Annotated in this window: 43 protein-coding genes and 3 tRNA genes; all 46 read right to left on the reverse strand. The window is 48.4% G+C overall.

Annotated elements, in window-relative coordinates; all coding sequences use genetic code 11:
• Positions 1 to 6: 6 nt before the first annotated feature.
• Complete coding sequence (locus tag JXQ28_01050; GenBank protein MBN2276310.1) at positions 7 to 684, reverse strand: tetratricopeptide repeat protein; 678 nt, start codon at positions 682 to 684, stop codon at positions 7 to 9.
• Between the two features lie 115 nt (positions 685 to 799).
• Positions 800 to 2,287, reverse strand: a complete 1,488-nt coding sequence (locus JXQ28_01055) for a hypothetical protein (GenBank protein ID MBN2276311.1) — start codon at positions 2,285 to 2,287, stop codon at positions 800 to 802.
• A 266-nt stretch (positions 2,288 to 2,553) separates the two neighbouring features.
• A tRNA-Arg gene (locus tag JXQ28_01060) sits at positions 2,554 to 2,626 on the reverse strand.
• 8 nt (positions 2,627 to 2,634) lie between these two features.
• Positions 2,635 to 3,159, reverse strand: coding sequence for an adenine phosphoribosyltransferase (locus JXQ28_01065; protein ID MBN2276312.1), 525 nt, complete (start codon positions 3,157 to 3,159; stop codon positions 2,635 to 2,637).
• Positions 3,159 to 3,446, reverse strand: coding sequence for an acylphosphatase (locus tag JXQ28_01070; protein ID MBN2276313.1), 288 nt, complete (start codon positions 3,444 to 3,446; stop codon positions 3,159 to 3,161). Before JXQ28_01070 ends, JXQ28_01065 begins: the two co-directional genes overlap by 1 nt.
• Before the next feature lie 2 nt (positions 3,447 to 3,448).
• The gene (locus tag JXQ28_01075) at positions 3,449 to 3,916 is read right to left on the reverse strand and encodes a TIGR00725 family protein (GenBank protein ID MBN2276314.1); all 468 of its coding nucleotides are present in this window, start codon (positions 3,914 to 3,916) and stop codon (positions 3,449 to 3,451) included.
• A gap of 49 nt (positions 3,917 to 3,965) precedes the next feature.
• A tRNA-Pro gene (locus tag JXQ28_01080) sits at positions 3,966 to 4,039 on the reverse strand.
• 70 nt (positions 4,040 to 4,109) lie between these two features.
• Positions 4,110 to 4,859: a 5'/3'-nucleotidase SurE gene (surE, locus tag JXQ28_01085; protein ID MBN2276315.1), complete on the reverse strand. Its 750-nt coding sequence runs from the start codon at positions 4,857 to 4,859 to the stop codon at positions 4,110 to 4,112.
• Between the two features lie 42 nt (positions 4,860 to 4,901).
• Positions 4,902 to 5,579, reverse strand: coding sequence for a glycosyltransferase family 2 protein (locus tag JXQ28_01090; GenBank protein ID MBN2276316.1), 678 nt, complete (start codon positions 5,577 to 5,579; stop codon positions 4,902 to 4,904).
• A gap of 16 nt (positions 5,580 to 5,595) precedes the next feature.
• A tRNA-Pro gene (locus JXQ28_01095) sits at positions 5,596 to 5,674 on the reverse strand.
• A complete protein-coding gene (locus JXQ28_01100; protein MBN2276317.1) occupies positions 5,665 to 6,066 on the reverse strand; it encodes a MerR family transcriptional regulator in 402 nt (133 codons plus the stop codon). Before JXQ28_01100 ends, JXQ28_01095 begins: the two co-directional genes overlap by 10 nt.
• A 16-nt stretch (positions 6,067 to 6,082) precedes the next feature.
• On the reverse strand, positions 6,083 to 7,099 hold the full coding sequence (locus tag JXQ28_01105) for an NAD(P)-dependent glycerol-3-phosphate dehydrogenase (protein MBN2276318.1): 1,017 nt from the start codon (positions 7,097 to 7,099) through the stop codon (positions 6,083 to 6,085).
• Entirely contained in the window at positions 7,092 to 7,745 is a 654-nt protein-coding gene (plsY, locus tag JXQ28_01110; protein MBN2276319.1) for a glycerol-3-phosphate 1-O-acyltransferase PlsY, read from the reverse strand. Before plsY ends, JXQ28_01105 begins: the two co-directional genes overlap by 8 nt.
• Before the next feature lie 129 nt (positions 7,746 to 7,874).
• A complete protein-coding gene (locus JXQ28_01115; GenBank protein ID MBN2276320.1) occupies positions 7,875 to 8,246 on the reverse strand; it encodes a hypothetical protein in 372 nt (123 codons plus the stop codon).
• Between the two features lie 227 nt (positions 8,247 to 8,473).
• Entirely contained in the window at positions 8,474 to 8,884 is a 411-nt protein-coding gene (rplQ, locus tag JXQ28_01120; protein ID MBN2276321.1) for a 50S ribosomal protein L17, read from the reverse strand.
• Between the two features lie 9 nt (positions 8,885 to 8,893).
• The gene (locus JXQ28_01125; protein ID MBN2276322.1) at positions 8,894 to 9,874 is read right to left on the reverse strand and encodes a DNA-directed RNA polymerase subunit alpha; all 981 of its coding nucleotides are present in this window, start codon (positions 9,872 to 9,874) and stop codon (positions 8,894 to 8,896) included.
• A gap of 32 nt (positions 9,875 to 9,906) precedes the next feature.
• Positions 9,907 to 10,536, reverse strand: a complete 630-nt coding sequence (gene rpsD / locus JXQ28_01130) for a 30S ribosomal protein S4 (protein ID MBN2276323.1) — start codon at positions 10,534 to 10,536, stop codon at positions 9,907 to 9,909.
• 40 nt (positions 10,537 to 10,576) lie between these two features.
• On the reverse strand, positions 10,577 to 10,972 hold the full coding sequence (gene rpsK, locus JXQ28_01135) for a 30S ribosomal protein S11 (protein ID MBN2276324.1): 396 nt from the start codon (positions 10,970 to 10,972) through the stop codon (positions 10,577 to 10,579).
• 18 nt (positions 10,973 to 10,990) lie between these two features.
• Positions 10,991 to 11,374 (reverse strand): 30S ribosomal protein S13, encoded by a 384-nt coding sequence (gene rpsM, locus JXQ28_01140; GenBank protein MBN2276325.1) that lies wholly within the window; start codon positions 11,372 to 11,374, stop codon positions 10,991 to 10,993.
• A 28-nt stretch (positions 11,375 to 11,402) separates the two neighbouring features.
• Positions 11,403 to 11,519 (reverse strand): 50S ribosomal protein L36, encoded by a 117-nt coding sequence (gene rpmJ / locus JXQ28_01145; protein ID MBN2276326.1) that lies wholly within the window; start codon positions 11,517 to 11,519, stop codon positions 11,403 to 11,405.
• 29 nt (positions 11,520 to 11,548) lie between these two features.
• Positions 11,549 to 11,767 (reverse strand): translation initiation factor IF-1, encoded by a 219-nt coding sequence (gene infA, locus JXQ28_01150; GenBank protein MBN2276327.1) that lies wholly within the window; start codon positions 11,765 to 11,767, stop codon positions 11,549 to 11,551.
• A gap of 7 nt (positions 11,768 to 11,774) precedes the next feature.
• On the reverse strand, positions 11,775 to 12,521 hold the full coding sequence (map, locus tag JXQ28_01155) for a type I methionyl aminopeptidase (protein ID MBN2276328.1): 747 nt from the start codon (positions 12,519 to 12,521) through the stop codon (positions 11,775 to 11,777).
• 2 nt (positions 12,522 to 12,523) lie between these two features.
• Entirely contained in the window at positions 12,524 to 13,174 is a 651-nt protein-coding gene (locus tag JXQ28_01160) for an adenylate kinase (protein MBN2276329.1), read from the reverse strand.
• The gene (secY, locus tag JXQ28_01165; protein ID MBN2276330.1) at positions 13,174 to 14,484 is read right to left on the reverse strand and encodes a preprotein translocase subunit SecY; all 1,311 of its coding nucleotides are present in this window, start codon (positions 14,482 to 14,484) and stop codon (positions 13,174 to 13,176) included. Before secY ends, JXQ28_01160 begins: the two co-directional genes overlap by 1 nt.
• Positions 14,481 to 14,927 (reverse strand): 50S ribosomal protein L15, encoded by a 447-nt coding sequence (gene rplO, locus JXQ28_01170; GenBank protein ID MBN2276331.1) that lies wholly within the window; start codon positions 14,925 to 14,927, stop codon positions 14,481 to 14,483. Before rplO ends, secY begins: the two co-directional genes overlap by 4 nt.
• Positions 14,927 to 15,112 carry a 50S ribosomal protein L30 gene (gene rpmD / locus JXQ28_01175; protein MBN2276332.1) on the reverse strand — a complete coding sequence of 62 codons (186 nt, stop codon included), beginning with the start codon at positions 15,110 to 15,112 and terminating at the stop codon, positions 14,927 to 14,929. The genes rplO and rpmD overlap by 1 nt, the downstream gene beginning before the upstream one ends.
• Positions 15,113 to 15,136: 24 nt before the next feature.
• Positions 15,137 to 15,622: a 30S ribosomal protein S5 gene (gene rpsE / locus JXQ28_01180; protein MBN2276333.1), complete on the reverse strand. Its 486-nt coding sequence runs from the start codon at positions 15,620 to 15,622 to the stop codon at positions 15,137 to 15,139.
• Between the two features lie 28 nt (positions 15,623 to 15,650).
• On the reverse strand, positions 15,651 to 16,016 hold the full coding sequence (locus JXQ28_01185) for a 50S ribosomal protein L18 (GenBank protein ID MBN2276334.1): 366 nt from the start codon (positions 16,014 to 16,016) through the stop codon (positions 15,651 to 15,653).
• Between the two features lie 12 nt (positions 16,017 to 16,028).
• Positions 16,029 to 16,571, reverse strand: coding sequence for a 50S ribosomal protein L6 (rplF, locus tag JXQ28_01190; GenBank protein MBN2276335.1), 543 nt, complete (start codon positions 16,569 to 16,571; stop codon positions 16,029 to 16,031).
• A 13-nt stretch (positions 16,572 to 16,584) separates the two neighbouring features.
• Positions 16,585 to 16,986 (reverse strand): 30S ribosomal protein S8, encoded by a 402-nt coding sequence (gene rpsH, locus JXQ28_01195; GenBank protein MBN2276336.1) that lies wholly within the window; start codon positions 16,984 to 16,986, stop codon positions 16,585 to 16,587.
• A gap of 21 nt (positions 16,987 to 17,007) precedes the next feature.
• Positions 17,008 to 17,193 carry a type Z 30S ribosomal protein S14 gene (locus JXQ28_01200; GenBank protein ID MBN2276337.1) on the reverse strand — a complete coding sequence of 62 codons (186 nt, stop codon included), beginning with the start codon at positions 17,191 to 17,193 and terminating at the stop codon, positions 17,008 to 17,010.
• An 8-nt stretch (positions 17,194 to 17,201) separates the two neighbouring features.
• On the reverse strand, positions 17,202 to 17,741 hold the full coding sequence (gene rplE / locus JXQ28_01205) for a 50S ribosomal protein L5 (protein MBN2276338.1): 540 nt from the start codon (positions 17,739 to 17,741) through the stop codon (positions 17,202 to 17,204).
• Positions 17,742 to 17,753: 12 nt separating this feature from the next.
• Positions 17,754 to 18,089, reverse strand: a complete 336-nt coding sequence (locus JXQ28_01210) for a 50S ribosomal protein L24 (protein ID MBN2276339.1) — start codon at positions 18,087 to 18,089, stop codon at positions 17,754 to 17,756.
• 11 nt (positions 18,090 to 18,100) lie between these two features.
• Entirely contained in the window at positions 18,101 to 18,469 is a 369-nt protein-coding gene (gene rplN / locus JXQ28_01215) for a 50S ribosomal protein L14 (protein MBN2276340.1), read from the reverse strand.
• Positions 18,470 to 18,504: 35 nt separating this feature from the next.
• Entirely contained in the window at positions 18,505 to 18,759 is a 255-nt protein-coding gene (rpsQ, locus tag JXQ28_01220; GenBank protein ID MBN2276341.1) for a 30S ribosomal protein S17, read from the reverse strand.
• A gap of 13 nt (positions 18,760 to 18,772) precedes the next feature.
• A complete protein-coding gene (locus tag JXQ28_01225) occupies positions 18,773 to 19,048 on the reverse strand; it encodes a 50S ribosomal protein L29 (GenBank protein ID MBN2276342.1) in 276 nt (91 codons plus the stop codon).
• Between the two features lie 2 nt (positions 19,049 to 19,050).
• Entirely contained in the window at positions 19,051 to 19,473 is a 423-nt protein-coding gene (rplP, locus tag JXQ28_01230; protein ID MBN2276343.1) for a 50S ribosomal protein L16, read from the reverse strand.
• Positions 19,474 to 19,500: 27 nt separating this feature from the next.
• Positions 19,501 to 20,445 (reverse strand): 30S ribosomal protein S3, encoded by a 945-nt coding sequence (gene rpsC / locus JXQ28_01235; GenBank protein MBN2276344.1) that lies wholly within the window; start codon positions 20,443 to 20,445, stop codon positions 19,501 to 19,503.
• Positions 20,446 to 20,460: 15 nt separating this feature from the next.
• Entirely contained in the window at positions 20,461 to 21,006 is a 546-nt protein-coding gene (gene rplV, locus JXQ28_01240) for a 50S ribosomal protein L22 (GenBank protein ID MBN2276345.1), read from the reverse strand.
• Between the two features lie 47 nt (positions 21,007 to 21,053).
• Complete coding sequence (gene rpsS, locus JXQ28_01245) at positions 21,054 to 21,344, reverse strand: 30S ribosomal protein S19 (GenBank protein MBN2276346.1); 291 nt, start codon at positions 21,342 to 21,344, stop codon at positions 21,054 to 21,056.
• A 14-nt stretch (positions 21,345 to 21,358) separates the two neighbouring features.
• Positions 21,359 to 22,189 (reverse strand): 50S ribosomal protein L2, encoded by an 831-nt coding sequence (gene rplB, locus JXQ28_01250; protein ID MBN2276347.1) that lies wholly within the window; start codon positions 22,187 to 22,189, stop codon positions 21,359 to 21,361.
• Between the two features lie 20 nt (positions 22,190 to 22,209).
• Positions 22,210 to 22,500, reverse strand: coding sequence for a 50S ribosomal protein L23 (gene rplW, locus JXQ28_01255; GenBank protein ID MBN2276348.1), 291 nt, complete (start codon positions 22,498 to 22,500; stop codon positions 22,210 to 22,212).
• Positions 22,497 to 23,126, reverse strand: coding sequence for a 50S ribosomal protein L4 (gene rplD, locus JXQ28_01260; GenBank protein ID MBN2276349.1), 630 nt, complete (start codon positions 23,124 to 23,126; stop codon positions 22,497 to 22,499). Before rplD ends, rplW begins: the two co-directional genes overlap by 4 nt.
• Entirely contained in the window at positions 23,126 to 23,764 is a 639-nt protein-coding gene (gene rplC / locus JXQ28_01265; GenBank protein MBN2276350.1) for a 50S ribosomal protein L3, read from the reverse strand. The genes rplD and rplC overlap by 1 nt, the downstream gene beginning before the upstream one ends.
• Positions 23,765 to 23,777: 13 nt before the next feature.
• On the reverse strand, positions 23,778 to 24,086 hold the full coding sequence (gene rpsJ / locus JXQ28_01270; GenBank protein MBN2276351.1) for a 30S ribosomal protein S10: 309 nt from the start codon (positions 24,084 to 24,086) through the stop codon (positions 23,778 to 23,780).
• Positions 24,087 to 24,125: 39 nt separating this feature from the next.
• On the reverse strand, positions 24,126 to 24,212 hold an 87-nt coding region (locus JXQ28_01275), incomplete at its 5' end, for an elongation factor Tu (protein MBN2276352.1).

The following is a 24,212-nucleotide window of genomic DNA, read 5'->3' on the forward strand; positions in this document are numbered from 1 at the left end:
AAAACTCTATTGGATTTTAAGGCGCATCACCAACCTGGTAGCGGAACGGGCCTGGTTTGAACCCGAGAATTTCTCCTGGAGTTCTTTCAATGTTTTATCGGCTTTGTCGGCATCGCCGGCCATCACGTAATTGCGTACCGCCCCGAGGTAATAATCTGGAGCACCGGGTGAATCCGGATAATAATTGATTGCCTCCATAAATTTATCGGCGGCCGCCCCGAATTCGCTTTTATTCTCCAGGCTGGCTCCGATCCCAGCGTAGGCTGAGGCCGTCATCAGTTTATCGCCATGGAATTTATCGATATACTTTTGAAAATTGGTTATCGCCTCATCATAGTTTTTGCTTTCGAAATGGGCATTGGCCAGATTAAACTGAGCCAGTCCGGCAATCTGGCCGCTGTAATCATCGGCAATACTCGTGAATTCCAGAATTGCCGGTTGGTAATTCTGACGCCGAAATTCCGCCATCGCCCGATAATAACGATCCGACGCCTCCGTTTCCCGGGATTTGCCGACATTTATGAAGTATGCCACCGCCACAATAATAATAACGGCAATTGCCGCCACAATCGACACCATCTGCCAGTTTTCCATAATCCAGTCTTTGGCCAGAAGCATATTGGTGGTGAATCGGTCTTCCTTAATCTGCCGCTTGGTAATTTTAACCTTATTTCGCATCGCCATTGATTCTTTCTTTTTTACACCTGGTTACAATATTTATCGGCGCCCCTGTCAACTTCCATTACCCTGATATATGAAGGGGCCGCCGAAAGCCGGCCCCGTATAAATTCCTTGTTGATTAAAAGTACCCTGTAAAGGAAAAATTGAGATGATGATTCTTCCAGTCATTTTCCGAACGCAACACGTTATCGCTGACATAAATCATCTGATTGTAAGTGGTATATGTATAGGCGAAATCAAGCAAAATCCGAGACCAGTGAATACCCGTCCCGAAAGAAAGACTATATCCCGTCGTATTGCCCTTATCGTAATCGAAAACATAGAATACTTTCAATGTGTTAGTGGTATCACCAACCTGATCACGTTCATTAACATATTCAACGGAATAAGAGGCGATATCACCCTGGGGATAAGATTCATTACGATAACCGAGACGTATTGGTATTTCGCCGAAACCGGTATTGAATAAATATTCCGCACCCAACCTGACCTGCCAGACATCACTCCAATTAGGATCTCTGATTTCATAAGTTTCAATTCGATCGCCGTTGGCGTTGATAACAAAATTAACCAGGTTCTTTATCATTCTATCCGAGAATTTCCGATATTCCACATCAGCCGATAAAAGAAGAGATTCATCCTGAACTCCCAGCAGATTGCCGAGAAGTTTGATATCGGTGTTCATGGCCATACCCATGGTCATCATCAGGGGCATTTCAATTTTGAAGGTTCTGTTATCGACATAAATTGTATCGGTCTTAAATATACCGAATCCGGTGATATTCCAATCATCCTGAATGATCCCAACCCCGTTTCTGGTGGAAATCCGGTATTGCGATGTATCCGATTCACCATCAAGATTAAATGGCGTTTTCACCGTGAAACCGGCCCGGAAATTATCACCGGAATAGAGAATTCCGAGAGTCGTGTTGAAACCGGAAAACGAGGTTGAATCCAAAACCGTTACATTACTGGCATAGGTGGCATAACCATTATTGTAATCAACATCGCGATAATAATAACGGCCTTCATTGGTAACGACTTTACCGGTGTAGATGTTGCCGGTTGCCCCGATTGAAATATTCTGATAAATTCTCGTCCCCATACCCAGATTGAGACTGCTGATCCGACCATGCTTCTCAAATAATGCATTGGGATTTTCCCCGGTCCAATCTCCAAAAAGATTTTCTCCAAATTTATAATAGACATCAAAATCATCATTATAGCCGACCGAGGCGACCACATGGTGTCCCTTAACTCGTAACGGCGTTACTATAGACCAATTACTCAGTGAACCAAAATTCCCGGAATGGTCAAAAACATCAACCCTGCTGCCCGAATTATATGGATAAAATGAATATTCTCCGCGCGGCATCAGACTGGCATAACTGAAGACCATAAGAGTTTTTTCATGAACATATAACCCGGCCGGATTCCATCGGGCCGCCGTGGCATCATCGGAAACCGCCGTAAACGCCTGCCCCATACCCTCAGATCGAGCACCGCCGCCAAAAAAATTAAAGGTCAGACCCTGCTGCTGGCCAAAGGCTGTCGTTGCGAGGATTAATGATAATAGGATGACAACTTTGAACAACGACAATTTCATAATATTCGAGCCTCCCATAATAGGATATTTCATTTCATTATCTTAATAACAGACGCATAACCTCATAAAACATCAGACGGAAAATATAACAATCGCCCCCCTACATGTCAAATTTTTTTTGGATATTACTCCTTATTAAAATCCCCTCAATCAAGGGAATAGCAGAATTTCAATTGGGAATCGATGAAATCGGGCGGCCAGACCCGGAAACGATACGGCCCAATATCATAAAATCCTATATCAGCAGGAATCTTAAGCAAAAAAACTACCCCCGGCAGGAGTTGAACCTGCGACCAATGGTTTAGGAAACCACTGCTCTATCCTCTGAGCTACGGGGGCGCGGAATTTTATTCCGAATCGTATGTAACCAGGCTTAAAACCTTGTATTTATTGACCTTTTCCCGCCAGGGCAAATAGGCTAAATCGACCAGTAATGCAATCCCGGCCACTTCGGCGCCGGTTTTTTCGACCAAGCCCGCCGCCGCCGCAAGGGTCCCTCCGGTGGCCGCCAGATCGTCGACAATCAAAACCGATTGTCCCTGACTTAAGGCATCGGCATGAATTTCAATGGTGTCGGCGCCATACTCGAGCTGGTAATCATAACGGATTGTTTGCCCGGGCAGTTTGCCTTTCTTACGTATGGGAATAAAGCCGACTCCCAGCCGATCGGCCAGGGCGCCTCCCAGAATAAATCCCCGGGATTCAATCCCAATAACGTAATCGACTTTTTTATCCAGACAAAAATCCTGCATTTTGTCCAGGACTGTCCGAAAGGCTTCCGGATTAAGTAAAAGCGTGGTTATATCCCGAAATACAATCCCTTTTTTGGGGAAATCCGGTATGGAACGAATAGCAGTTTTAAAATCAATCATCAATAGTCTCCATGCCTTATACTGAAATTTTCAAATCCGCGAGGCGGTTCATACCATTCAAGATTGAGATCGCTTACATGGGAATAACTGGGACCAACCTTAAGATCCGCAAGAAAAGACTCAATCAGGCCCCGCTCGCCCTCGGCCTTGACTTCCACGGAACCATCGGGAAGATTAGCAACATATCCCGATAAACCATAATCCTGCGCCTTTCTCAGGGTCCAGAAGCGGAACCCGACTCCCTGAACGACTCCCCGAATATTTATTTTCGCTCCGATCATTGTCATTTTTATTTTCCGGCCAGATCAAAAGCCCTGGCCACAGCCTCCTCCGGAAATTCGAATTTCTCTATATCCTTTGAAATATCCCAGGCCCCCAAAGATAAAAGCGGTTTACCAACCTTAAGACAAAAAGCCATTTCGGATAACGTCCCATACTTTCCCGGAAGAGCAATAACCACGTCGGCTGTATTAATAATAACAAGATTTCTGGCTTCCGCAAGACCTGTAGGAATTATTATATCGATATACGGATTGGCCTCATTTCGCGACGATCCGGGCAAAATCCCGATTGTTATTCCACCGTTTTCCCGGGCTCCTTTTGCGGCGCTTTCCATAATGCCTCCCCGGCCGCCGCAAACCAAAATTCCCCCCTTTTGGGCAATGGCCCGACCAACTGCTTCCGCCATTTGACTTATTTCAGATGGACATTGCCCGGCTCCGATAACACCTATAATCGGCCGTGCCTTTCCTGCCATTTTATGTGTCCCATGAAATTTCGATACTACAGATTGTCCTTCAATTAAATCGGGGCGACTGGATTTGAACCAGCGACCCCTTAGTCCCGAACCAAGTGCGCTACCAAACTGCGCTACGCCCCGATTTAAGTAGAATTTCATTATACATAATCGGCCCCCGAAGTCAAGTTATTTATCGCGTGGATTTGACTAATTAAAATTTTAACCTGATTGGTCGCATCTTCTCCAATTCATCCAGATCAGAAAAATTAACCTTGAGAGGCGAGATAGAAACGGCTCCCAACGAAATGGCTTCGAAATCGGAACCCTCCACATCATTCCAAACTGATTCTCCAGCGATCCAGTAATAATTTCTTCCGCGCGGATCGGTTTTCTCTATTACGATATCGTTATAAATGCGTTTTCCCAGACAGGTATAGCGGTATCTGATAAAACGATTTCCCATAAGCATCGGGAAATTTATATTCAAGAAGGTATCAACCGGTAATTTAAAGCGATCCAGTTGACTGACGAATTTGGCGATAAATTTGGCGGCCGCAGTATATGATGCAATTCGCTCTGTATCCGTATTGGAAACGGCCAGCGAAGGAATACCCAGAATCGAACCCTCAATTGCCGCCGCAACAGTCCCGGAATAAGTAACATCTTCACCCATATTCCCTCCATGATTTATACCAGAAATAAGAAGATCGGGTAACCGGTGTTTCATGATACCGTGAACACCGAGCATGACACAATCAGTTGGAGTGCCGTCGCAGGTATAGCGGTTAGGACCGCGCTGGTAAATACGCAGGGGCCGATTAAGAGTGAACGAATGGCTGGAGGCTGACTGCTCTCTATCGGGAGCAACCATGATTACGCTGGCGATCTTGCTTAATTCTCTTTCCAGAGCGTTGATACCCTCGGCGTAAATACCATCATCATTTGTTATAAGAATCTGCATACATTTCTTTCTCATCTTAATTCCAGATTGTTTTATAAATATTTACGAAAATATCCTTTTCAATGTCAGTCGGATAAATCTCAGGGTGTCGGCAACCGGGTCGATATAGGACGAGGAACCGGCATAGACAGTGGAAATCGGTATTTCGACGATTCTGATATCCAGCCGACCCGCCTTGAATAAAAATTCGGATTCGAAATCGTAGCCATCAGAATCTATTTTTATTCTTTTAAGCAATTCAGTTGAAATCATCCGATAGCCGGATTGACTGTCGCTGATTCGATTTTTGGATAAAAAGGAAATGATTCCAGAGGTCAGTTTATTGGAGAGCCTTCTCATGGCCGGCATGTTTGATCCGTGCCGGGTCCTGGTACCGATATAAAGATCGGCCTTTTGGGGATGATTTAAAAAATTCGGGATTTCCTCCGGGAGATGCTGGAGATCGGCATCGAGAGTAAGAACATATTCATACCCCCTATCGATAGCGTAGTCCAACCCGCGGCGAAGGGAATACCCTTTCCCCCGGTTGGTATCGTTTGACAGGAACGTAACATTAAGATCTTCAAGAACTTCGGCGGAGTTATCGAGGGAACCATCATTGATAATCAACAGATCAATATTGGGAGCGGCTTTTCTTACGCGGTTGACCAGATCGGAAAGGTACGGGGCAGCATTGTAAGCGGGAACTAAAACCAGTGTTTTTCCGGAAATTTTATTCATGATCTGCGGCGAAAAATGGTCGGGGCGAGCAGATTTGAACTGCCGACCTCTCGCACCCCAAGCGAGTGCGCTAAACCAAGCTGCGCTACGCCCCGACGGTATGCACAATGTAAATTAACAGCCCTAAAAGGCAAGGGAAAAGTTTCAGTAAATCCTCGATATCTTTTCTAATGGCGCCGATGATAGTCAGGTACCTGGCGGTTGCCTGCAGCTCTTTTTTCTCGGGGGTTGGTTTGATTTCTTTCAACCGGTTGCGCGCCCCCTCAATGGTATAATTTTCCTTGTAAAGAAGATGCTTGATCCGGTTAATCATTTCAATATCGCTTTTCTGATAAATGCGATTCCCGCCCCGGTTTTTTCTGGGTTTCAGCATTGGAAATTCCTTTTCCCAGAAACGAAGAACATATGGCTCCAGTCGGGTTATCCGGGCCACTTCGCTGATTGAATAATAGAGCTTCTCTTCGGTTTTGGTTTTGCGGCGTGGCATACTCACCTCTATGGATTTAGCTCCAGACTTCCTCTTTCAAAGAACGCCCCATCAGGTCGGCAAGGGCTTCACCCGGTGGTTTATTTTCAAATAGAATTCGATACACTTCGACCGTTATTGGCATCTCCACCTCGTATTTCCCGGCCATGGCATAACCCGAACGGCAGGTATCAACCCCTTCGGCCACCATTGCCATCCCGGCCAGAATATCGGCCAGGATCTCACCCCGCCCGATTCGATCGCCGACAAATCTATTCCGGGAATGTCTGGAAATGCAAGTCGTTATAAGGTCGCCCAACCCCGATAATCCGGCAAAGGTTAGTGGGTCGGCTCCCAGTTTGACACCCATCCGGGTGATCTCGGCCAATCCCCGGGTCAGTAAAGCCCCGGTGGTATTGTCCCCGAAACCCAGCCCCTGGGTAACGCCGGAAGCAATGGCAATGATATTCTTCAGAGCTCCGCCAAGTTCCACACCAATCAAATCGCCGGAGCGATAGACTCGGAAATGACGATTATTAAAAAGATGCTGGATTCGGCGGGCGTAATCTACATCCACGGAGGCCGCCACCACACTGGTAGGGATATGACGGGCGACCTCCTCGGCATGACTGGGACCGGATAGGGTGGCAACATGGCCATTGGCTATATATTCCGGGAAGATGACGGATTCAATGACTTCCGACATTCTCATCAGGCTTTCCATCTCGATACCTTTAGCCAGATTAATAAAACCCATTGGGCCAGTTAGAAATTTATTCAGAGACAGACAGACGGCCCTGATTCGTTGAGCCGGAATGGCCAGAACGATATAGGCGGCGTCGACCACAGTATCTCCGAGATCATTGGTAATCGAAATGGAATCGGCAATTGTTATTCCAGGCAATTTCTTTTCATGCATGCGGTTATTCTTTAGATATTCGAAATCGGTTTTATTGAATTCCCACATGATTACCCGGTGACCGTTTTCGGAAAGAAGATTAGCAATGGCAATTCCCCAACTACCGGCACCCAGAACCACTATTTTTTCAGACATTATCACCCTTCCCTTCCGCTGATTGCCCGGAATGAATGGCAAACCTGTTTTCGGTACCATTCAGGAGTCTTTTAATATTGGATCTGTGGCTGAAAATAATTAAAAGCATCAACAACGCCGCGATCAGGACATAAAGAATAGGTATATCCGCCAGTTTCAGGCTCCAAGCAATTACAACCGCGACAAAAAAAGCGAAGGCGGCCAGAATGGAACCCAGAGAAATATATCGGCTGAGCGACACGGTCAGGATGAAAACCAGTAAGGCAATTAGGGCTTCGATAGGAAGCAGGGTTAGCATCACACCCAAGGCGGTATTGACTCCTTTACCGCCGCGAAACAACAAAAAAATCGGAAAGATATGGCCGACAACAGCGGCCATTCCGGCAATCAGCTTAAGGTATTCCGCCGGAATCGACGAATCGGGATAAATCGATACAAGTAACACAGCCAGAACACCCTTCCCAATATCGAAAACAGCCACCAGAATCCCCGCGGCCGGCCCTGCCGCCCGCCAGGCATTGGTGGCACCGATATTCCCGGAGCCAACCCTGCGGATATCCCCGATGCCGAACATCCGGGCAATAATCAGCGCAAAGGGAATGGCTCCCAGAAGGTAACCGCTGATAATCGCCGCTGTACCGTACATTATGCCAATTTATGCCCAACTTTTCAGGTTAAAATGAATATTTCAGCACCTGAATACTGAACCGGTGAAAATCCTCTCCAAAGGTGCCGAATTCACTCCATCATCAAAGTCAAGAGGATTGAAAATATATTATTCAATGGCCTTTTTAATTTGCTCGAATAATTGCTGGGCTTCATCCTTATCGATTTTTTTATCTTCCGTGGCATCCTTGAAGGTCAAAGACAGGGCCTGCATTTCCGCCTGGTCGATTTTCCCTTCCTTAATTGATTGCCGGAACTTGGTCAGGACCTCATCCACCTCTTCTTCGGTTACGCCATCAGGAAGATTGGCCTTAATTTCGGTCGCAACAGAATCGGTTATTTTACTGATGCCCATATCGATCAACTCATCCCGATAGATATAACAGACAATGCCGGTTACTATAATCAGAACCGCTATTACACCAAGAATGATCAGACCAATAAGACACCCTTTTGACATTCCCTTTTTGCCTTCCGTCATTGTTGGACTCCTTTCAAAGCCGGCCAAGCCTTACACGGCCATTTGGCTTGCAGTCTAAGAGGTTATCTCACAACCAAATAAAGAACGCACTTAATATTGTCGTTTAAGATAATTTACTATACGATAATGATCGGAAAATAGCAAATGGAATTTCCAAATAAAAAAACCGCTCCCCTTCGGGAACGGTTGTATCCTGAAATCATGAGTTATCGCAAAAGCGACATCGATTAGTTCTTGGCGACCTTCTTTTCCTTCTTGGTTTTCTCTTTTTCAATCTTTGGTTTTGGGGTCAAAAGTTCCACCATTGATATCACAGCACTGTCACCACGGCGATAACCGACCCGCATCACACGCGTGAAACCCGACTGGCGTTCCTTAAAATGCGGGATAATATCATTAAACAGCTTTTTCAATACAGCCTTATTCTTAATAGTTCGGGCCACTTCCCGCCGCGCCGCAAGACTGTCCTTTTTGGCTGTCGTAATTAACCGATCGGCTATTTTTTTCAGCTCTTTGGCCCTGGCCTCGGTCGTTTCAATGGTCCGATTATCAAAAAGCGATATAGCCATATTGGCAAGCATGGCATCCCGGTGGGATTTGGTTCGGCTTAGTTTTCTGACCTTTATCTGATGTCGCATTTCAATCCTCTATGACTTGGTCTCCAGATACCTGGAGATATCCATTCCAAATGACAGATTCAATTCATCCAGAATGGCGTTTAATTCGTTAAGCGATTTACGTCCGAAATTACGATATTTGAGCATTTCCGATTCCGTTTTGGAGACAAGATCGGACAGAGTCTGAATATTGGCGGCCCGGAGACAGTTTGAGGAACGAACCGAAAGTTCCAACTCATCAACTCTTGTTTGAAGCAATTGCCGAATCCTGACGGTTTCCTCGTCTTCTTCTTCTTCCTCCTCGATCTCGATTTCCTCATCGATGTTGATGAGTAGCTGAAGATGATCTTTGAGAATTTTGGCTCCGAACGAAAGGGCATCCTCCGGCGTAATGGAACCGTCGGTGGTTATTTCCATTATCAAACGATCATAGTCGGTTCGCTGACCGACCCGAGTGTTTTCGACCTCGTAATTGACCTTGATGATCGGTGAAAACAGGGCGTCGATGAAAATGGTGCCGACCGGTGCATCGGGACGTTTATTTTGCTCGGCGATGACATAACTGCGCCCGGAATCGATATCGATTTCTATGGAAAAATCGCGATCCGTGACCAGTTCGGCAACATGCAGATCGGGATTGAGAATTTCAATCTCGGGATCGATATTAAACATCCCGGCGGTAATTTTTCCTTTTTTATTGATTTTAAGAAAAACCGTCTTCATTTCATCGGCATGCAGTTTGACCCGCATTTTTTTGACATTAAGGACGATCTCGGTGATATCTTCGTAGACATCCTCAAGCGAGTCGAACTCATGCAGGGCGCCATCAATCCTTATTGACACCACTGCCGCACCCTGGATGGAATTTAACAGGACGCGTCTAAGTGAATTGCCCAGGGTATTCCCGAAACCCCTTTCGAGAGGTTCGAAAATAAACCTTGAATAGTTTTCAGTCGCCGAAGACTGGTCCGAAATGACTTCTTTCGGCATCTGCAATGGTTTCCATTTCATAGGCTAAAGCCTCCAATAAGGCTGATCAATTTCTATTTAGAATACAATTCCACGATTAACTGCTCATTGGCGGAAACGGGGATATTCCCCCGGCTGGGGATTTCCAGCAGTTCCGCTTCGAGTGCCGCCTTGTTCAACCGGAGCCAACCGAGTTCATCGGTCTGGGCGAATTCCTTCAATGACGAATGAATCGAATCCATATTCTTGGATCGATCCTTCACCTTGATAACGTCATGCGGTTTGACCTGAAATGACGGAATGTCCACAATACGGCCGTTGACCAGAAAATGACGATGGCGAACCAGCTGTCTGGCCGCTTTTCGTGACGGTGCAAATCCCAGCCGATAAACGATATTATCAAGGCGTGTTTCCAGGAGTTGCAAAAGGGTTTCCCCCGTTACGCCCTTTCTCCGGTCGGCCTCGGCGAAATAATTACGAAATTGTTTTTCAAGAATACCGTAAATACGACGGACCTTTTGTTTTTCCCGAAGCTGTTTTCCATAATCGGAAACCTTATAGCGCATTCTCTGCCCATGCTGTCCGGGAGCAAAGGCCCTTCTCTCGAAAGCGCACTTATCGGTCACACACCGATGCCCCTTCAAAAAGAGCTTTTCGCCCTCGCGGCGACACAGCTTGCAGTTAGCGTCACGATATCGAGCCATGTTTCTCCTATCAAAAACTCAGATACATTTCATTTATCAATCAGACCCGCCGCCGTTTGGGCGGACGGCAACCATTGTGTGGAATCGGCGTCACATCTTTCAGGGCGGTGATTTCTAACCCGGCCGCGGAAAGCGAACGAATAGCCGCTTCACGTCCTGCCCCGGGACCTTTAACCCAAACTTCGATTTTACGGATTCCGGCATCCATCGCCTCAGTGGCGCTCGATTTGGCCGCCATCTGAGCCGCGAACGGCGTGGATTTTTTAGAACCCTTAAAACCGACCTTGCCGGCCGAGGCCCATGAAACAGTCCGCCCCTGTGAATCGCTTATGGTTACAATGGTATTGTTAAAGGTGGCCTTGATATGGGCAACCCCGAAACTATCAATTTTGCCAATTCGTTTTTTGATTTTGACTTTTTTCTTCTGTTCAGCCACAGTTTTACCTCTTTATAATTACTTCGCCGTAGGAGCCTTTTTCTTGCCGGCCACGGTTCTTCTGGGCCCTTTGCGGGTTCGGGCATTGGTCTTGGTACGCTGACCTCGGACAGGCAGGCCGCGGCGATGTCTGAGCCCGCGATAACTGCCGATATCTATCAGTCTTTTTATATTCATGGAGATTTCACCGCGCAACGCACCCTCAACCTTAAACTCGCTTTCAATGACATTACGAAGTTTGGCAACGTCTTCTTCCGTCAGCTTACGGACCCGGGTATCGGGGTCGATACCGGTTATGCTAAGAATTCTGCGGGACGAAGTCTGGCCGATACCGAAAATGTATGTCAGGCCCACCTCTATTCTTTTGTCCTTGGGTAAATCCACCCCGGCAATTCGCGCCAAAATGACCTCCTAATACACTAAATAATTTCTAACCCTGCCGCTGTTTGTGGCTCGGGTTTTTACTGCAGATAACTCTCAAAACGCCTTTACGCTTGATAATCTTGCAGTGTTCACATCTTTTCTTGATCGACGAACGTACCTTCATAATACCTTACCTTCCATGCAACCATCAGATCATTTGTATCTATATATAATTCGGCCCCGACTAAGATCGTATGGCGACAATTCCAGGGTCACCCGGTCACCCGGCAGAATCTTGATAAAATGCATTCTCATCTTACCCGAGATATGGGCCAGGACAACGTGACCGTTATCAAGCTCGACCTTAAACATAGCATTCGGTAATGGTTCCAGTATCTTGCCTTCCACCTGTATTGTATCTTCTTTTGCCATAGACTCCTTATAATAAAGTCAAAATGTCCGCCCCATCAGCGGTGACGGCAACCGTATGCTCGAAATGAGCCGAGTCAGATCCATCTGACGTTACGATTGTCCACCCATCGGTCTTCTGATGGACTTTATAATCACCGATATTCACCATGGGCTCAATGGCCAGAACCATTCCTTTTTTTAACACCGGGCCGGCATCGGCCGGGCCAAAATGCGGAACCTGGGGATCCTCATGCAGATTCTTCCCCACCCCGTGACCGACCATATCCCGGACAACCGAAAAACCAGCCTCTTCCACGACTTTCTGAATGGTCGAAGAAATCGCGCCGAGGCGAACACCATCCCTGACCTGGGCAATCCCGGCCTCCAGAGAACGTCTGGTCACCTCGAGAAGTTTCCTTTTTTCTTCAGAAATTTCCCCAACTGGAAAAGTCGCGGCAGCATCACCATAAAAACCATCGACAATACATCCAAGATCCACCGAGGCAATCTGCCCTTCAACCAGTTTCCGGGAGCCAGGGATTCCGTGGACAACCTCATCGTCAATAGAAATACAGGCCGTCGCCGGAAAACCTTGATATCCCTTGAAACCCGGCCGGGCACCCTCTGACAAAATATATTCCTCAGCCATTTTGTCAAGTTCCGCGGTGGTAATCCCCGGCTTTATTTCTCTCTCGACCAGAGCCAGGGTCTTGGCCACTATTCTGCCGGCTTTACGCATTATTTCAATCTGGGCATCGGTCTTAATAAAAATCACTCTTATGCCGACTCCCTGGCCACCCGAAGCAATTCCGTGAAAATGGAGTCAATATTACCTTCGCCATCAACGCTGGCCAGCAGAGATTCCTTCTTATAAAAATCAACAATCGGTTCGGTCTGTTTTTTATAAACTTCCAAGCGGTTTTTTACGACATCTTCCTCATCATCGGGACGGCGTAACAGCCTTTCGCCATCATGGTCGCAGATACCCGTTTTTTTGGGCATCTGAGCCGGGTAATTATAACCGGCATTGCATTTAGGGCAATAAAAACGGCCCGATAGACGTTTAATCACCTCGTTATCCGAAACATCCAGAAGAATGGCGCGATCAACCGCTTTATCATTTTTGGCAAACATCTCCTTGAGTGCTTCAGCCTGAGGAACCGTTCGTGGAAAACCGTCCAGAATAAAACCTTTATCCAGATCACCGCTTTTAAGTTTGTTTTCAATCAAACCGATAATCAGTGAATCTGGAACCAGCTCTCCAGCCTCCATATATTTCCGGGCCTTATGACCCAACTCGGTGCCGTTTTTAACTGCCTCCCGCAACAGGTCACCGGTGGAAAGATGGAGTATCCTCAACTCTTTGCATATTCTTTTGGCCTGGGTTCCTTTACCGGACCCGGGCGGACCCAAGAAGATTAAATTCATCAGTACGATCTCCCTCGAATTTTGCCTTTTTTCATAAATCCTTCATAATGCCTCATGAGCAGATGCGATTCAATCTGCTGCAGAGTATCCAGAGCAACACCAACCACGATAAGCAGTCCCGTGCCGCCGAAGAAATAATTTACATCAAATTGCGCCATCAACACCCACGGGAGAACAGCAATTATGGCAAAAAATATGGCCCCCGGCAGAGTGATTCGGGTTAGAATTCGTTCAATATGCTCGGCTGTTTTCTTTCCCGGCCGAATACCGGGGACGAAACCGCCGTTTTTCCGCATGTTGTCGGCGATGTCAATCGGGTTGAAAACAATAGCCGTGTAGAAATAGGCAAAGAAAATAATTATCAAAGCATAAATGACTGAATAACTCCAGCCTCCCGGATTGAGAAAATCGGTAACAACATTCGAAATCCACTCGGCATTGGGGAAAAGTTGCTGAACTGTTGCCGGCAGAAACATTATTGATTGGGCGAAAATAATCGGAATCACACCGGCCGAGTTGACCGACAGCGGCAGATGGGTGGTGGCCCCGCCATATACCTTGCGGCCGATAATCCGCTTCGGGTATTGGACCGGCACTTTACGCTGAGCGCGGGTCACCATGATGACCGCGGCAACAACACCAACCATGAGAACAACCAGTACAACTTCCAAGAACAAACTACGGGTTCCCGCGAAAAGATACTGGACTTCCTGAATTACGGCTTCCGGGAATCGGGCCACAATACCAATAAAGATAATCAATGAAATACCGTTTCCGATTCCGCGTTCGGTGATCTGTTCACCCAGCCACATGATGAAAATAGTCCCGCAGGTGAAAGTCAGCATGGTCAGTATGACAAACTGACCGTATGGCATATGAACCACCGAACCTGATGGACCCTGAATGGAAGACAGGAACTGGGCGGTTCCGAAGGCCTGCAGGGCGGCAATCAGAACAGTCAGGTAACGGGTATACTGGGTGATTTTTCTCCGGCCTTCTTCGCCCTCCTTCTGCAACCGCTGCAGATATGGCACCACGGCTCCGAGAAGCTGCAGCATGATCGAGGCCGAGATATAGGGCATAATACCCAGGGCAAAAATGGTCGCCTTGGCAAAAGCCCCTCCGGCAAACAGGTCCAGCAGTCCGAAAATAGTATCCCCGGCCAGTAATTGCTGGAGCATCGAACCATCGACGCCCGGGGTCGGGATATGACCGCCGATTCTATAAACCACCAGAATACCCAGGGTAAAGAGAATCCGTTTGCGGAGTTCTTCCACCTTGAATATCGATTGAAAAGTACCAAACACTATATCACCTCAATACTGCCGCCGGCCTCTTTTATCTTTTCCGCTGCAGACTTTGAAAAGGCTGACGCTTTGATAGTTAACGCCGACTCGAGTTTGCCCATACCCAGGATCTTGACGGGCAGGCGGGTCGACTTGATGATTCCCAGTTTTTTCAAAGTTTCGGGAGTCACCTCGCCCGGTTCGCACCGGCCCAGCGAGGACAGGTTGACGACCTGATATTCTTCCCTGAAGTTATTGGTAAAACCCCGCTTGGGGATACGGCGCTGAATCGGCATCTGACCGCCTTCCATCCAGGCCTTGATCTTTCCGCCGGAACGAGCCTTCTGACCCTTATGACCGCGGCCGGCTGTTTTACCCTTACCGCTGCCGGGCCCACGTCCAACCCGCATTCTTTTTTTCTTCGAACCCGGGGCGGGCCTTAGTGAGGATATTTCTAACGGTGCCATTATTCTTCCACCTTTTCGCAATTTACCAGGTGTCTAACCGCTCTCACCATACCGCGGATCTGCGGCGTATCATTTAGGATGACCGTGCGATGCAGTTTCCCCAGTCCCAGTGCTTCTATGGTTCGTTTCTGTTTGTAATTGCGGTCGATGGTACTGTGTACCTGGGTTATTTTCAATTTAGCCATTTCTAACCTCGTAATACCGGGACCTTAACCTTCGATCCGGTATTTCTCCTGTTCCTCTCGAGACCGAAGAGAAAGCAATCCGTTCATGGTTGCCTTGACAACATTATGGGGGTTACGGCTTCCCAGCGCCTTGGTCAGGATATCCTGAATTCCGGCCGATTCGAGAACCGCCCGAACCGCCCCGCCTGCAATAACACCCGTTCCGGGTGAAGCCGGCTTCAAAACGACGGTCGAAGACCCGAAGCGACCCAGAATATAATGCGGGATCGTTCCCTCGGGTGTCAGGGTTACCTGGACCATATTTTTACGCGCCGACTCGGTGGCCTTGCGAATCGCATCGGCAACCTCGGCGGCCTTGCCGGTTCCGATACCGACCTTGCCGTTTTTTTGCCCGACCGCGACCAGGGCCGTGAAACTGAAACGCCGACCGCCCTTGACCACTTTGGCCACACGGTTGACATCGATCACTTTTTCCTCAAAATCGAGGCCTTCCCTTTCAATTCTAGCCAATCGCTACCTCATTTATTTGAAGACACAACTAAAATTCCAAACCCGCCTTGCGAGCCGCTTCGGCCAGGGCCTTGACCCGTCCGTGATAAATATTGCCGTTGCGGTCGAAGGCAACCTTCTTGATACCTTTTTCCAATGCTTTACGCGCAATCATTTCACCCACCAACCCGGCCTGTTCGGTTTTCGATTTTTCCGCCAGCCCCGGGGCCGTCTCCTTACCCAGAGACGAGGCCGCAACCAGCGTTATCATCTTTTCATCATCAACAATCTGGACGTGGACATTATTTAAAGATTTGGTAATGGTCAATCGGGGACGTTCGGTGGTCCCGAAAATCTTTGCCCTGACCCGCGCCTTGCGTTTGGCCCGTCGATGATATTTCTCTATCCTGTGCATATTCTCCAACCTTTATTTACCGGCAGCCTTGCCTGCTTTACGACGAATCTTCTCGCCGACATACTTGACACCTTTGCCCTTATAAGGCTCGGGCGGGCGAAAAGAACGTATCTTGGCCGCAGTTTGTCCGACCAATTGTTTATCTATTCCGGTTATGATAATCTTATTTTCCTTGGGGATGACTTCCGTGGCAACTCCATCCGGGGGCCGCACCACGATAGGATGCGAAAAACCCAGAGCGAGTTCCAGGATCTTACCCTTTACCTGGGCATTGTAGCCGACGCCGACCATTTCCAGCTCGATTTTATAACCCTTTGTCACCCCGACGACCATATTCTGAATCAGGGCCCGCGTTAAACCGTGCAACGATTTATGAGTCTTCAGATCGGATGAGCGGCTGACCACGATATTATTATCTTCTACTTCCACCGAAATTTCCTTGCGAACCGGCATCGACAGTGTTCCCTTGGGTCCGGTGATATCAATTTTGTTATCCGCCAGGCTGACCTTAACGCCGCCGGGAATTTTCACCGGCAATTTACCAACTTTCGACATATCTATACTCCGCTTACCAGACTGTGCAAAGGGCCTCGCCGCCCACATTATTTTTCAGAGCATCAATATCGGTCATAATACCCTGTGACGTAGACAAGATGGTGATACCGACCTTGGTTCTGGCCGTTATGCGCAGGTTTTCGATATCCAGATACTTACGCAGGCCGGAGCGCGAAACACGCCTCAAACCCTTGATAATCGGCTTATCCTCACGGCTATACTTCAGGTAAACCCGCAATATTCCCTGCCGGCCGTCCGGAATTTCAAGAATATCCTTGATGAAGTTTTCTTCTTTCAGTATCCGGGCAATTTCTTTTTTAATATTGGAGCTGGGAACATCAACCGCCTTTTTACGGGCTTTTGAAGCATTCCTTATCCTGGTCAGCATATCAGCAATAGGATCAGTCATCGACATGATTATATTCTCCCTTACTCGTTACCAGCTGGCTTTCACGACTCCCGGGATTTCCCCGGACAGCGCCATCTGTCTGAAACATATCCGGCATAACCCAAATCTTCTCATATAGGCTCTGGGTCTGCCGCAACGGCGGCAGCGATTATATCTGCGGACCTGGAATTTGGGAGGCCTTTTCTGCTTTTCCAATAAACACTTCTTTGCCACAATTACTCCTACTTCCTGAAGGGCATTCCCAACTCGGTCAAAAGCTGCCGACATTCCTCGTCGGATTTCGCCGTAGTTGTTATCGAAATATTCATGCCACGAATCTTATCTATTTTATCATAATCGATTTCGGGAAAAATCAACTGCTCGCGAATACCCAGATTGAAATTACCGCGGCCATCGAAAGATTTGGGCGAAATTCCCCGGAAATCACGGATACGCGGAATAGCTACATTCATCAGTCGATCGAGAAATTCATACATGCGTTCCCGGCGCAGGGTAACACTTACACCGATACGGGCACCCTGGCGGAGTTTAAAATTGGAAATCGATTTGCGGGCTTTGGTAAACACCGGCTTCTGGCCGGTAATCTTGGTTAAATCTTCCATGGCCGCGTCAAGCGCCTTGGCATTGCCGATCGCCTCGCCGACCCCGATATTGACGGTAACCTTGTCAATCCGAGGGACTTCCATTACTGATGAGTAATTATTTTCCTTCATCAGTTTCGGAACGATTTTTTCCTTGTATAGTTCTTTCAACCTTGCCATGTCATTCACCCACTATATTGCTTCGCCACATTTACGGCAGAGACGGATTTTTTCTTTTTTGCCATCACCTTCCAGCACCTTGTAACTGATCCTGGTGGGCGCAGAGCAACTTTTGCAGAAAAGAGCCACATTCGAACGATGAATGGGGGCTTCTTTCTTGACAATTCCGCCTTTGGGATTGCGCTGCGACGGCCGGGTATGACGCGATATCATGTTCACGCCTTCCACGATCAAACGGCTACTGGCCGGAAAGACATGAAGCACTTTGCCGGTTTTGTACTTTCCCGCTTCGCGGCTGCGGTATTTACCCCGCCTGATTACAACTGTATCACCTTTTTTTATTCTCATGGATGCTACCCTTATAATACCTCAGGGGCCAGGGAGATAATTTTCATAAACTGCTTTTCCCTGAGTTCCCTCGCCACCGGACCAAAAATACGCGTTCCGCGAGGCTCTTTCTGTTCATTTATAATCACCGCGGCATTATCCGAAAATCTGATAATCGAACCGTCTTTGCGTCGGGTCTCGGATCTGGTTCTCACAATCACCGCTTTACATATTTCCGATTTTTTGACCGTCCCGCCGGGAATGGCATCTTTGACGGCAACCACAATTATATCTCCCAGCCGGGCATATCGCTTTCTGGTTCCTCCCAAGATGCGAAAACACTGCACCCTTCGAGCTCCGGAGTTATCCGCGACTACTAAATCTGTATATTCCTGTATCATGCTTCTGCTCCCGAATAATCAAGGCGACGCCTGGTTTATTTGGCTCTCTCCACTATTTCAATCAGCCGCCAGCGCTTGTTGAGTGACAGCGGTCTCGTTTCCATCACACGAACCAGGTCTCCCATCCGGGCCTCATTTGTCTCATCATGTGCATATAGCTTCGAAGATGTTTTGACAATGCGCTCGTAAATAGGGTGCCTTAAGGTCCTTTCGATCCTGACAACGATGGTTTTATTCATCTTATCAGAAACAACCCGGCCCTGCCTTACCTTCCGCATATTTCTTTTCATAGCCATCTATTCCTTATTTGCCTTCTTCCTTCCGCTCCCCGGGTGATTCCTTCTTGGCGTCATCCAGGATCGAGACCGGCGAATCGACAATTTTGCGTATATTCAGCCTGTCTTCGGACAGTATCGTTTCAATCTTGGAGATATCCCGTCTTATGGTGCGGAGTTTCAGGGGATTATCTAGCTCTTTAAGGGATTTTCTCATTTTCAGGTTGAACAGGTCTTCCTTCAGTTCATGGCGCTTGTTAAGCAGTTCATCCCGGGTCATATCTCTTAATGATACCACTTTCATAATTATGCCCCTTCCGTTTCCGAACGCGTAACGAATTTCGTTTTTATAGGCAGTTTATTACCGGCCAGGCGAAAGGCTTCACGGGCCATAGTTTCGGAAACACCCTCGACCTCGAACATAATCCGACCTGATTTAACCACCGCTACCCAGTATTCCGGCGCGCCTTTACCTTTACCCATTCTGGTTTCGGCCGGCTTTTTGGTGACCGGTTTGTCGGGGAATATTCTAATCCAGACTTTTCCGCCTCTCTTGATATATCGCGTGAGGGCAATACGGGCAGCTTCAATCTGCCGATCCGTAATCCAGGCCGGCTCCATTGCCTTCAATCCGAATTCACCGAATGAAACCACTCCCCCCCGATAGGCCTTGCCTTTCATCCGTCCTCTTTGCTGCTTTCTGAACTTGACTTTGCTTGGCATTAACATAATATCATCTCCAGCCTATAAGCGCCCTCAGCTGTCCTTTTTCTCCGGTCTATCTGTTTTCCTTTCGGCGGAAGGTTCGTCGCCTTCTTTTTTCCTGTCGGCCGGCCGCCGATCACCGCCGCGGCCCCTGTTTTCCCCTGATGGTCGTCCACCACCGGGACGACCGGTGAACCGTTTGTCACCCTGGTTTTCGCCTTCCCGCCCTCCGGGACGACGCACTCGTCCCCGCGGGCGGCGTTTCCGGGATTTGTCCTCACGGTGCATCTTTTCGCGCCGTGCGGGCATTTCGATTTCCGGGCGCTCCGGTCCGGATTTGTCGATATCTTCTTTGGCTTCAAGCTCACCGGCACCCATAACCATACCACGGCAAATCCATACTTTCACTCCAATACATCCATAGGTTGTATGCGCTGTGGCGGTGGAATAATCAATATCCGCGCGCAGAGTGTGAAGTGGAACACGACCGTCCATATACTTTTCGGAACGGGCAATTTCGTTTCCGGCAAGCCGGCCGCCGCACATGATTTTGATACCTTCCGCACCCATTTTCATTGTGGCCGAAATAGCCTTTTTCATGGCCCGGCGATATGATACCCGCCCCTCCAGCTGTCGGGCAATGGAATCGGCCACCAGCCGGGCGTTGAGCTCGGGCTTCTTGACTTCAATAATATTCAGGGAGATATCTTTCTTGGTCAGCAAGTGTAATTCTTCGCGAAGCTTATCCACCTCGGCCCCTTTACGGCCAATAACGATTCCCGGTCGCGAGGTATGAATATCGACCGTGACCTTCTTGGGAGCCCTGAGAATCACAACTTTGGCCAGCCCGGCATTGTCGAGCCTGGCATTGATGTATTGCTTCACCATCATATCTTCATAGATAAAATTGGAGAATTTCCGTCCTGCATACCATTTATTGTTCCAGGATCGTATGACTCCCAAACGAAAACCAATTGGGTGCGTCTTCTGTCCCAAGCTTATCTCCTTATCTTATTTGTCCGTCTTGTTATCCGTCGTTTCATCATCTGCCGTTTCCGGCGCATCCGCCGAAACATTAGCCTGATCTATATCAACCGTTTTTTCTTCAGCTTCTGCCGGGGCGGTTTCTTTTTTAGCCCTTGCTTTTCGGGTCCGGCCTTTCGATGTCTTTTCAGCGGTTTCATCAGTGGCCACTTCAGCTACCGCCTTTTTCCGTCCGCCCTTGCGGGCTCTGGGAGTTTCGGGTTCCGGCTCGCCCTCGACCTCAACCGTCAGATGGCAGTATCTTTTCCGGATGCGATGGGCCCGCCCCATGGATTGAAAACGCACCCGCTTGGCGGTCGGACCGCCATCGACAAAAACGCGGGTTACCGAAAGATCCTCGGCTTTCAATTTGGCCGTTCCGACACTGGCGATGGCATTGGCGGCCGCGGCTTTCACCGTCTTGGCCAGAGGTTCGGCGGCAGCCTTGGGAGTATAATTCAAAATATTCAAGGCCTCTTCTACCGGGCGCCCTTTAATTAATTCCGCCACCCGGCGTATTTTTCTTGCGGACATCCGCAAATATCTGACTCGTGCTGTTGCTTGCATCTGCTATATCTCCCTTATCCTCTGATAGCGGAGGTCCGCTCTACCAGCTTCCCTCCATGGCCGCGAAACGTGCGAGTCGGCGCGAATTCACCCAATTTATGCCCCACCATATTCTCTGTTATATAGATAGGAATAAATTTGTTACCGTTATGCACCGCGAGCGTATGACCCACAAATTCCGGCACAATTGTTGAGCGACGCGCCCAAGTCTTTACGACCTTTTTATCACCCGTCTGATTCAGCTGTTCAATCTTCCTGGCCAGCTTGATTGCAACATAAGGGCCTTTTTTTAATGACCGCGGCATTTATTCCTCCAGATTTACTTCTTTTTCTTGCGTGATTCGACAATATATTTATTCGATTTCCGCTTGCTTCTTGTCTTCAGTCCTTTGGTAATCTTGCCCCAGGGCGTACAGGGATGACGCCCACCGGAGCTTCGGCCCTCGCCGCCGCCCATCGGGTGATCTACCGGGTTCATGGCCACCCCGCGGACCTTGGGACGCCAGCCGCGCCAGCGGGCGGCCCCGGCCTTACCCCATGAAAGGTTTTTATGATCCGCATTACCGACGGTTCCAATCGTTCCGTAACAGGCCTGTTTAACCAGACGAACTTCACCCGAGGGCATCTTCAAATGAGCGAACTGACCTTCTTTGGCCACCAGTTGCACATAAGTACCGGCGCTTCGCGCAATTATACCGCCGTACCCGGGAAACATCTCAACATTATGCAGAAAGGTTCCCAGCGGCATCAATCCAATCGGCAAGGAGTTGCCGTTGCGGATTTCAGAATTCTCCCCCGAAACCACCACGTCATCCACCTTCAGACCTTCCGGAGCCAGGATATACCGTTTCTCACCATCAACATAATGCAACAGGGCAATATTCGCCGAGCGATTCGGATCGTACTCAATCGAGGCGACCCGGGCCGGTATGTCATGCTTGTCGCGCTTGAAATCAATTAGCCGGTAATGACGTTTATGACCACCCCCACGATGACGGGCCGTCACCCGACCTTTGTTGTTCCGTCCGCCATTTTTTTTCATCGGCGTCAGCAGGGACTTCTCCGGAACAATGGAAGTGATTTCTTCGAAGGTCGGAACGGTCCGGAACCTCTGGGAAGGAGTTGTTGGTTTAAATTTCTTGACACCCATCGTAGTACCTGTATCCTGACTTAAATATTTTCAAAATCTGAGATTTTTTGCCCTTCTTTGAGGGTCACGACAGCCTTTTTCCAGGCCCCGGTCCGGCCGGCATAGATACCCATACGTTTGGGCTTCCCCGGAATAACCATGGTCCTGATTTTATCTACTTTGACATTAAAGGCTTTTTCCACAGCCTTTTTTATTTCAATCTTGTTGGCCTGGCGATGAACCCGGAAAATATAAGCGTTATTGGCTTCCTTAAGCATCAACGATTTTTCCGTCATCAGATTGAGCTGCAATATATTACGAGGATCTCTCATCGGCCGAATACCTCCTCAATCTTGGTGATGCCGGCCCGGGTGAAAACCAGAACATCGGCGTTGACAACCTCATAAGCATTGATCAAAGGAGCGCGGGTGTAGCGCACCTTCGGTATATTCCTGACAGACAGTACCAGATTGCGATTTTCACCTTCATCGAGAATCAGACATTTTTTTCGGTCCAGACCGAGTTTATCAAGAATTCCGGACATGGTTTTTGTTTTTATTTCCACCAGATTAAGATCCTCGACCACCATAACGCTTTCGTTCTGAGCTTTATCGGACAGAGCCGAAAGCAATGCCGTCCGCTTCATCTGTTTGGGAAATTTCCGGTAATAACAGCGCGGCTGCGGGCCAAAAATTATTCCGCCGCCTCGCCAGAGAGGCGAACGCGTCGTTCCGGCCCGTGCCCGACCGGTTCCCTTCTGCCGGTAAGGCTTGTTCCCGGTACCGCTGACCATCGATCGTCCCTTGACACTGGATGTTCCCTGGCGTTGATTGGCCAGATAATTCACCACGTATTGGTGCACCAGAGATGGATTTGATTTTGCGCCGAAGACGGCCTCGTTCAGCGCCATCGTGCCGATTTCAGCACCTTCTTTGTTATATACTTTAACTTCCATTATTACCTGCCAATCTCCCGGGCCCTATTGGTTTTTCGTATTTTGAGCAACGTTCCCTTTTTACCCGGAACAGCACCTTTGACCAGAAGGAGATTCTGGTCTTCGATAACCTGCACAACCTCAAGATTAAGAACAGTCACGCGATCTTTCCCTGTCTTTCCGGCCATGTGCATCCCTTTAAAAACACGCGACGGATACGATGATGAGCCGATTGATCCGGGCGCTCTCATCCGATCGGACTGGCCGTGAGTAGTCTGGGCACCAGAGAAACCGTGCCTTCTCATGGCTCCCTGGAAACCGAGGCCTTTGGAAATCCCGGTAATATCAACCCGTTCCCCCTTCTTTAAGATGGCGACTTTTATTTCATCGCCGACCTTGATATCCGGGCCAGCCTGAAGTTCTTTGACATAACGGGACGGTTTGACCCCGGCCTTTTTAAATACTCCCAGCTGCGGCTGATTGATATATTTTTCCTTTTTCTCGCCAAAACCGACCTTGGTGGACTCATAGCCGTCGCGCTCGGTCGTTTTTCGGTCTATCACGATGCAGGGACCGGCCTCGATAACAGATACGGGAACCGCCTCACCGTCATCGACAAAGACCCGAGTCATGCCTAATTTCTTTCCGTAAATTTCATTCATCAGAGCACCATCCTCAAGTCTTTATTTCCACATCAACACCGGCCGGCAAATCGAGTTTCATCAAAGCGTCAACCGTTTGCGGGGTTGATTCATAAATATCGATCAGCCGCTTGTGTATTCTTGTTTCAAATTGCTCCCGCGATTTCTTGTCAACATGCGGCGAGCGCAAAACAGTATATACAGTACGTTTTGTCGGAAGTGGAATAGGCCCGGCAATACGAGCACCCGTCCGCAAAACCGTTCGAGCAATTTCCTTGGTCGATCTATCCAGCGAATAGTGATCGTATGCCTTTAGCTTAATTCTAATTTTCTGGCCACTCATACAAATTAAAACCTTTAAATCTATAAGGTAGAATATCCGTTACTCAACAATCTCCGAGATGACTCCGGCGCCGACGGTCCGGCCGCCCTCACGGATCGCAAAGCGCAACTCCTTCTCCATCGCAAT

The sequence above is a fragment of the Candidatus Zixiibacteriota bacterium genome (assembly GCA_016933955.1).
Taxonomy (GTDB): Bacteria; Zixibacteria; MSB-5A5; order GN15; family PGXB01; genus JAFGTT01.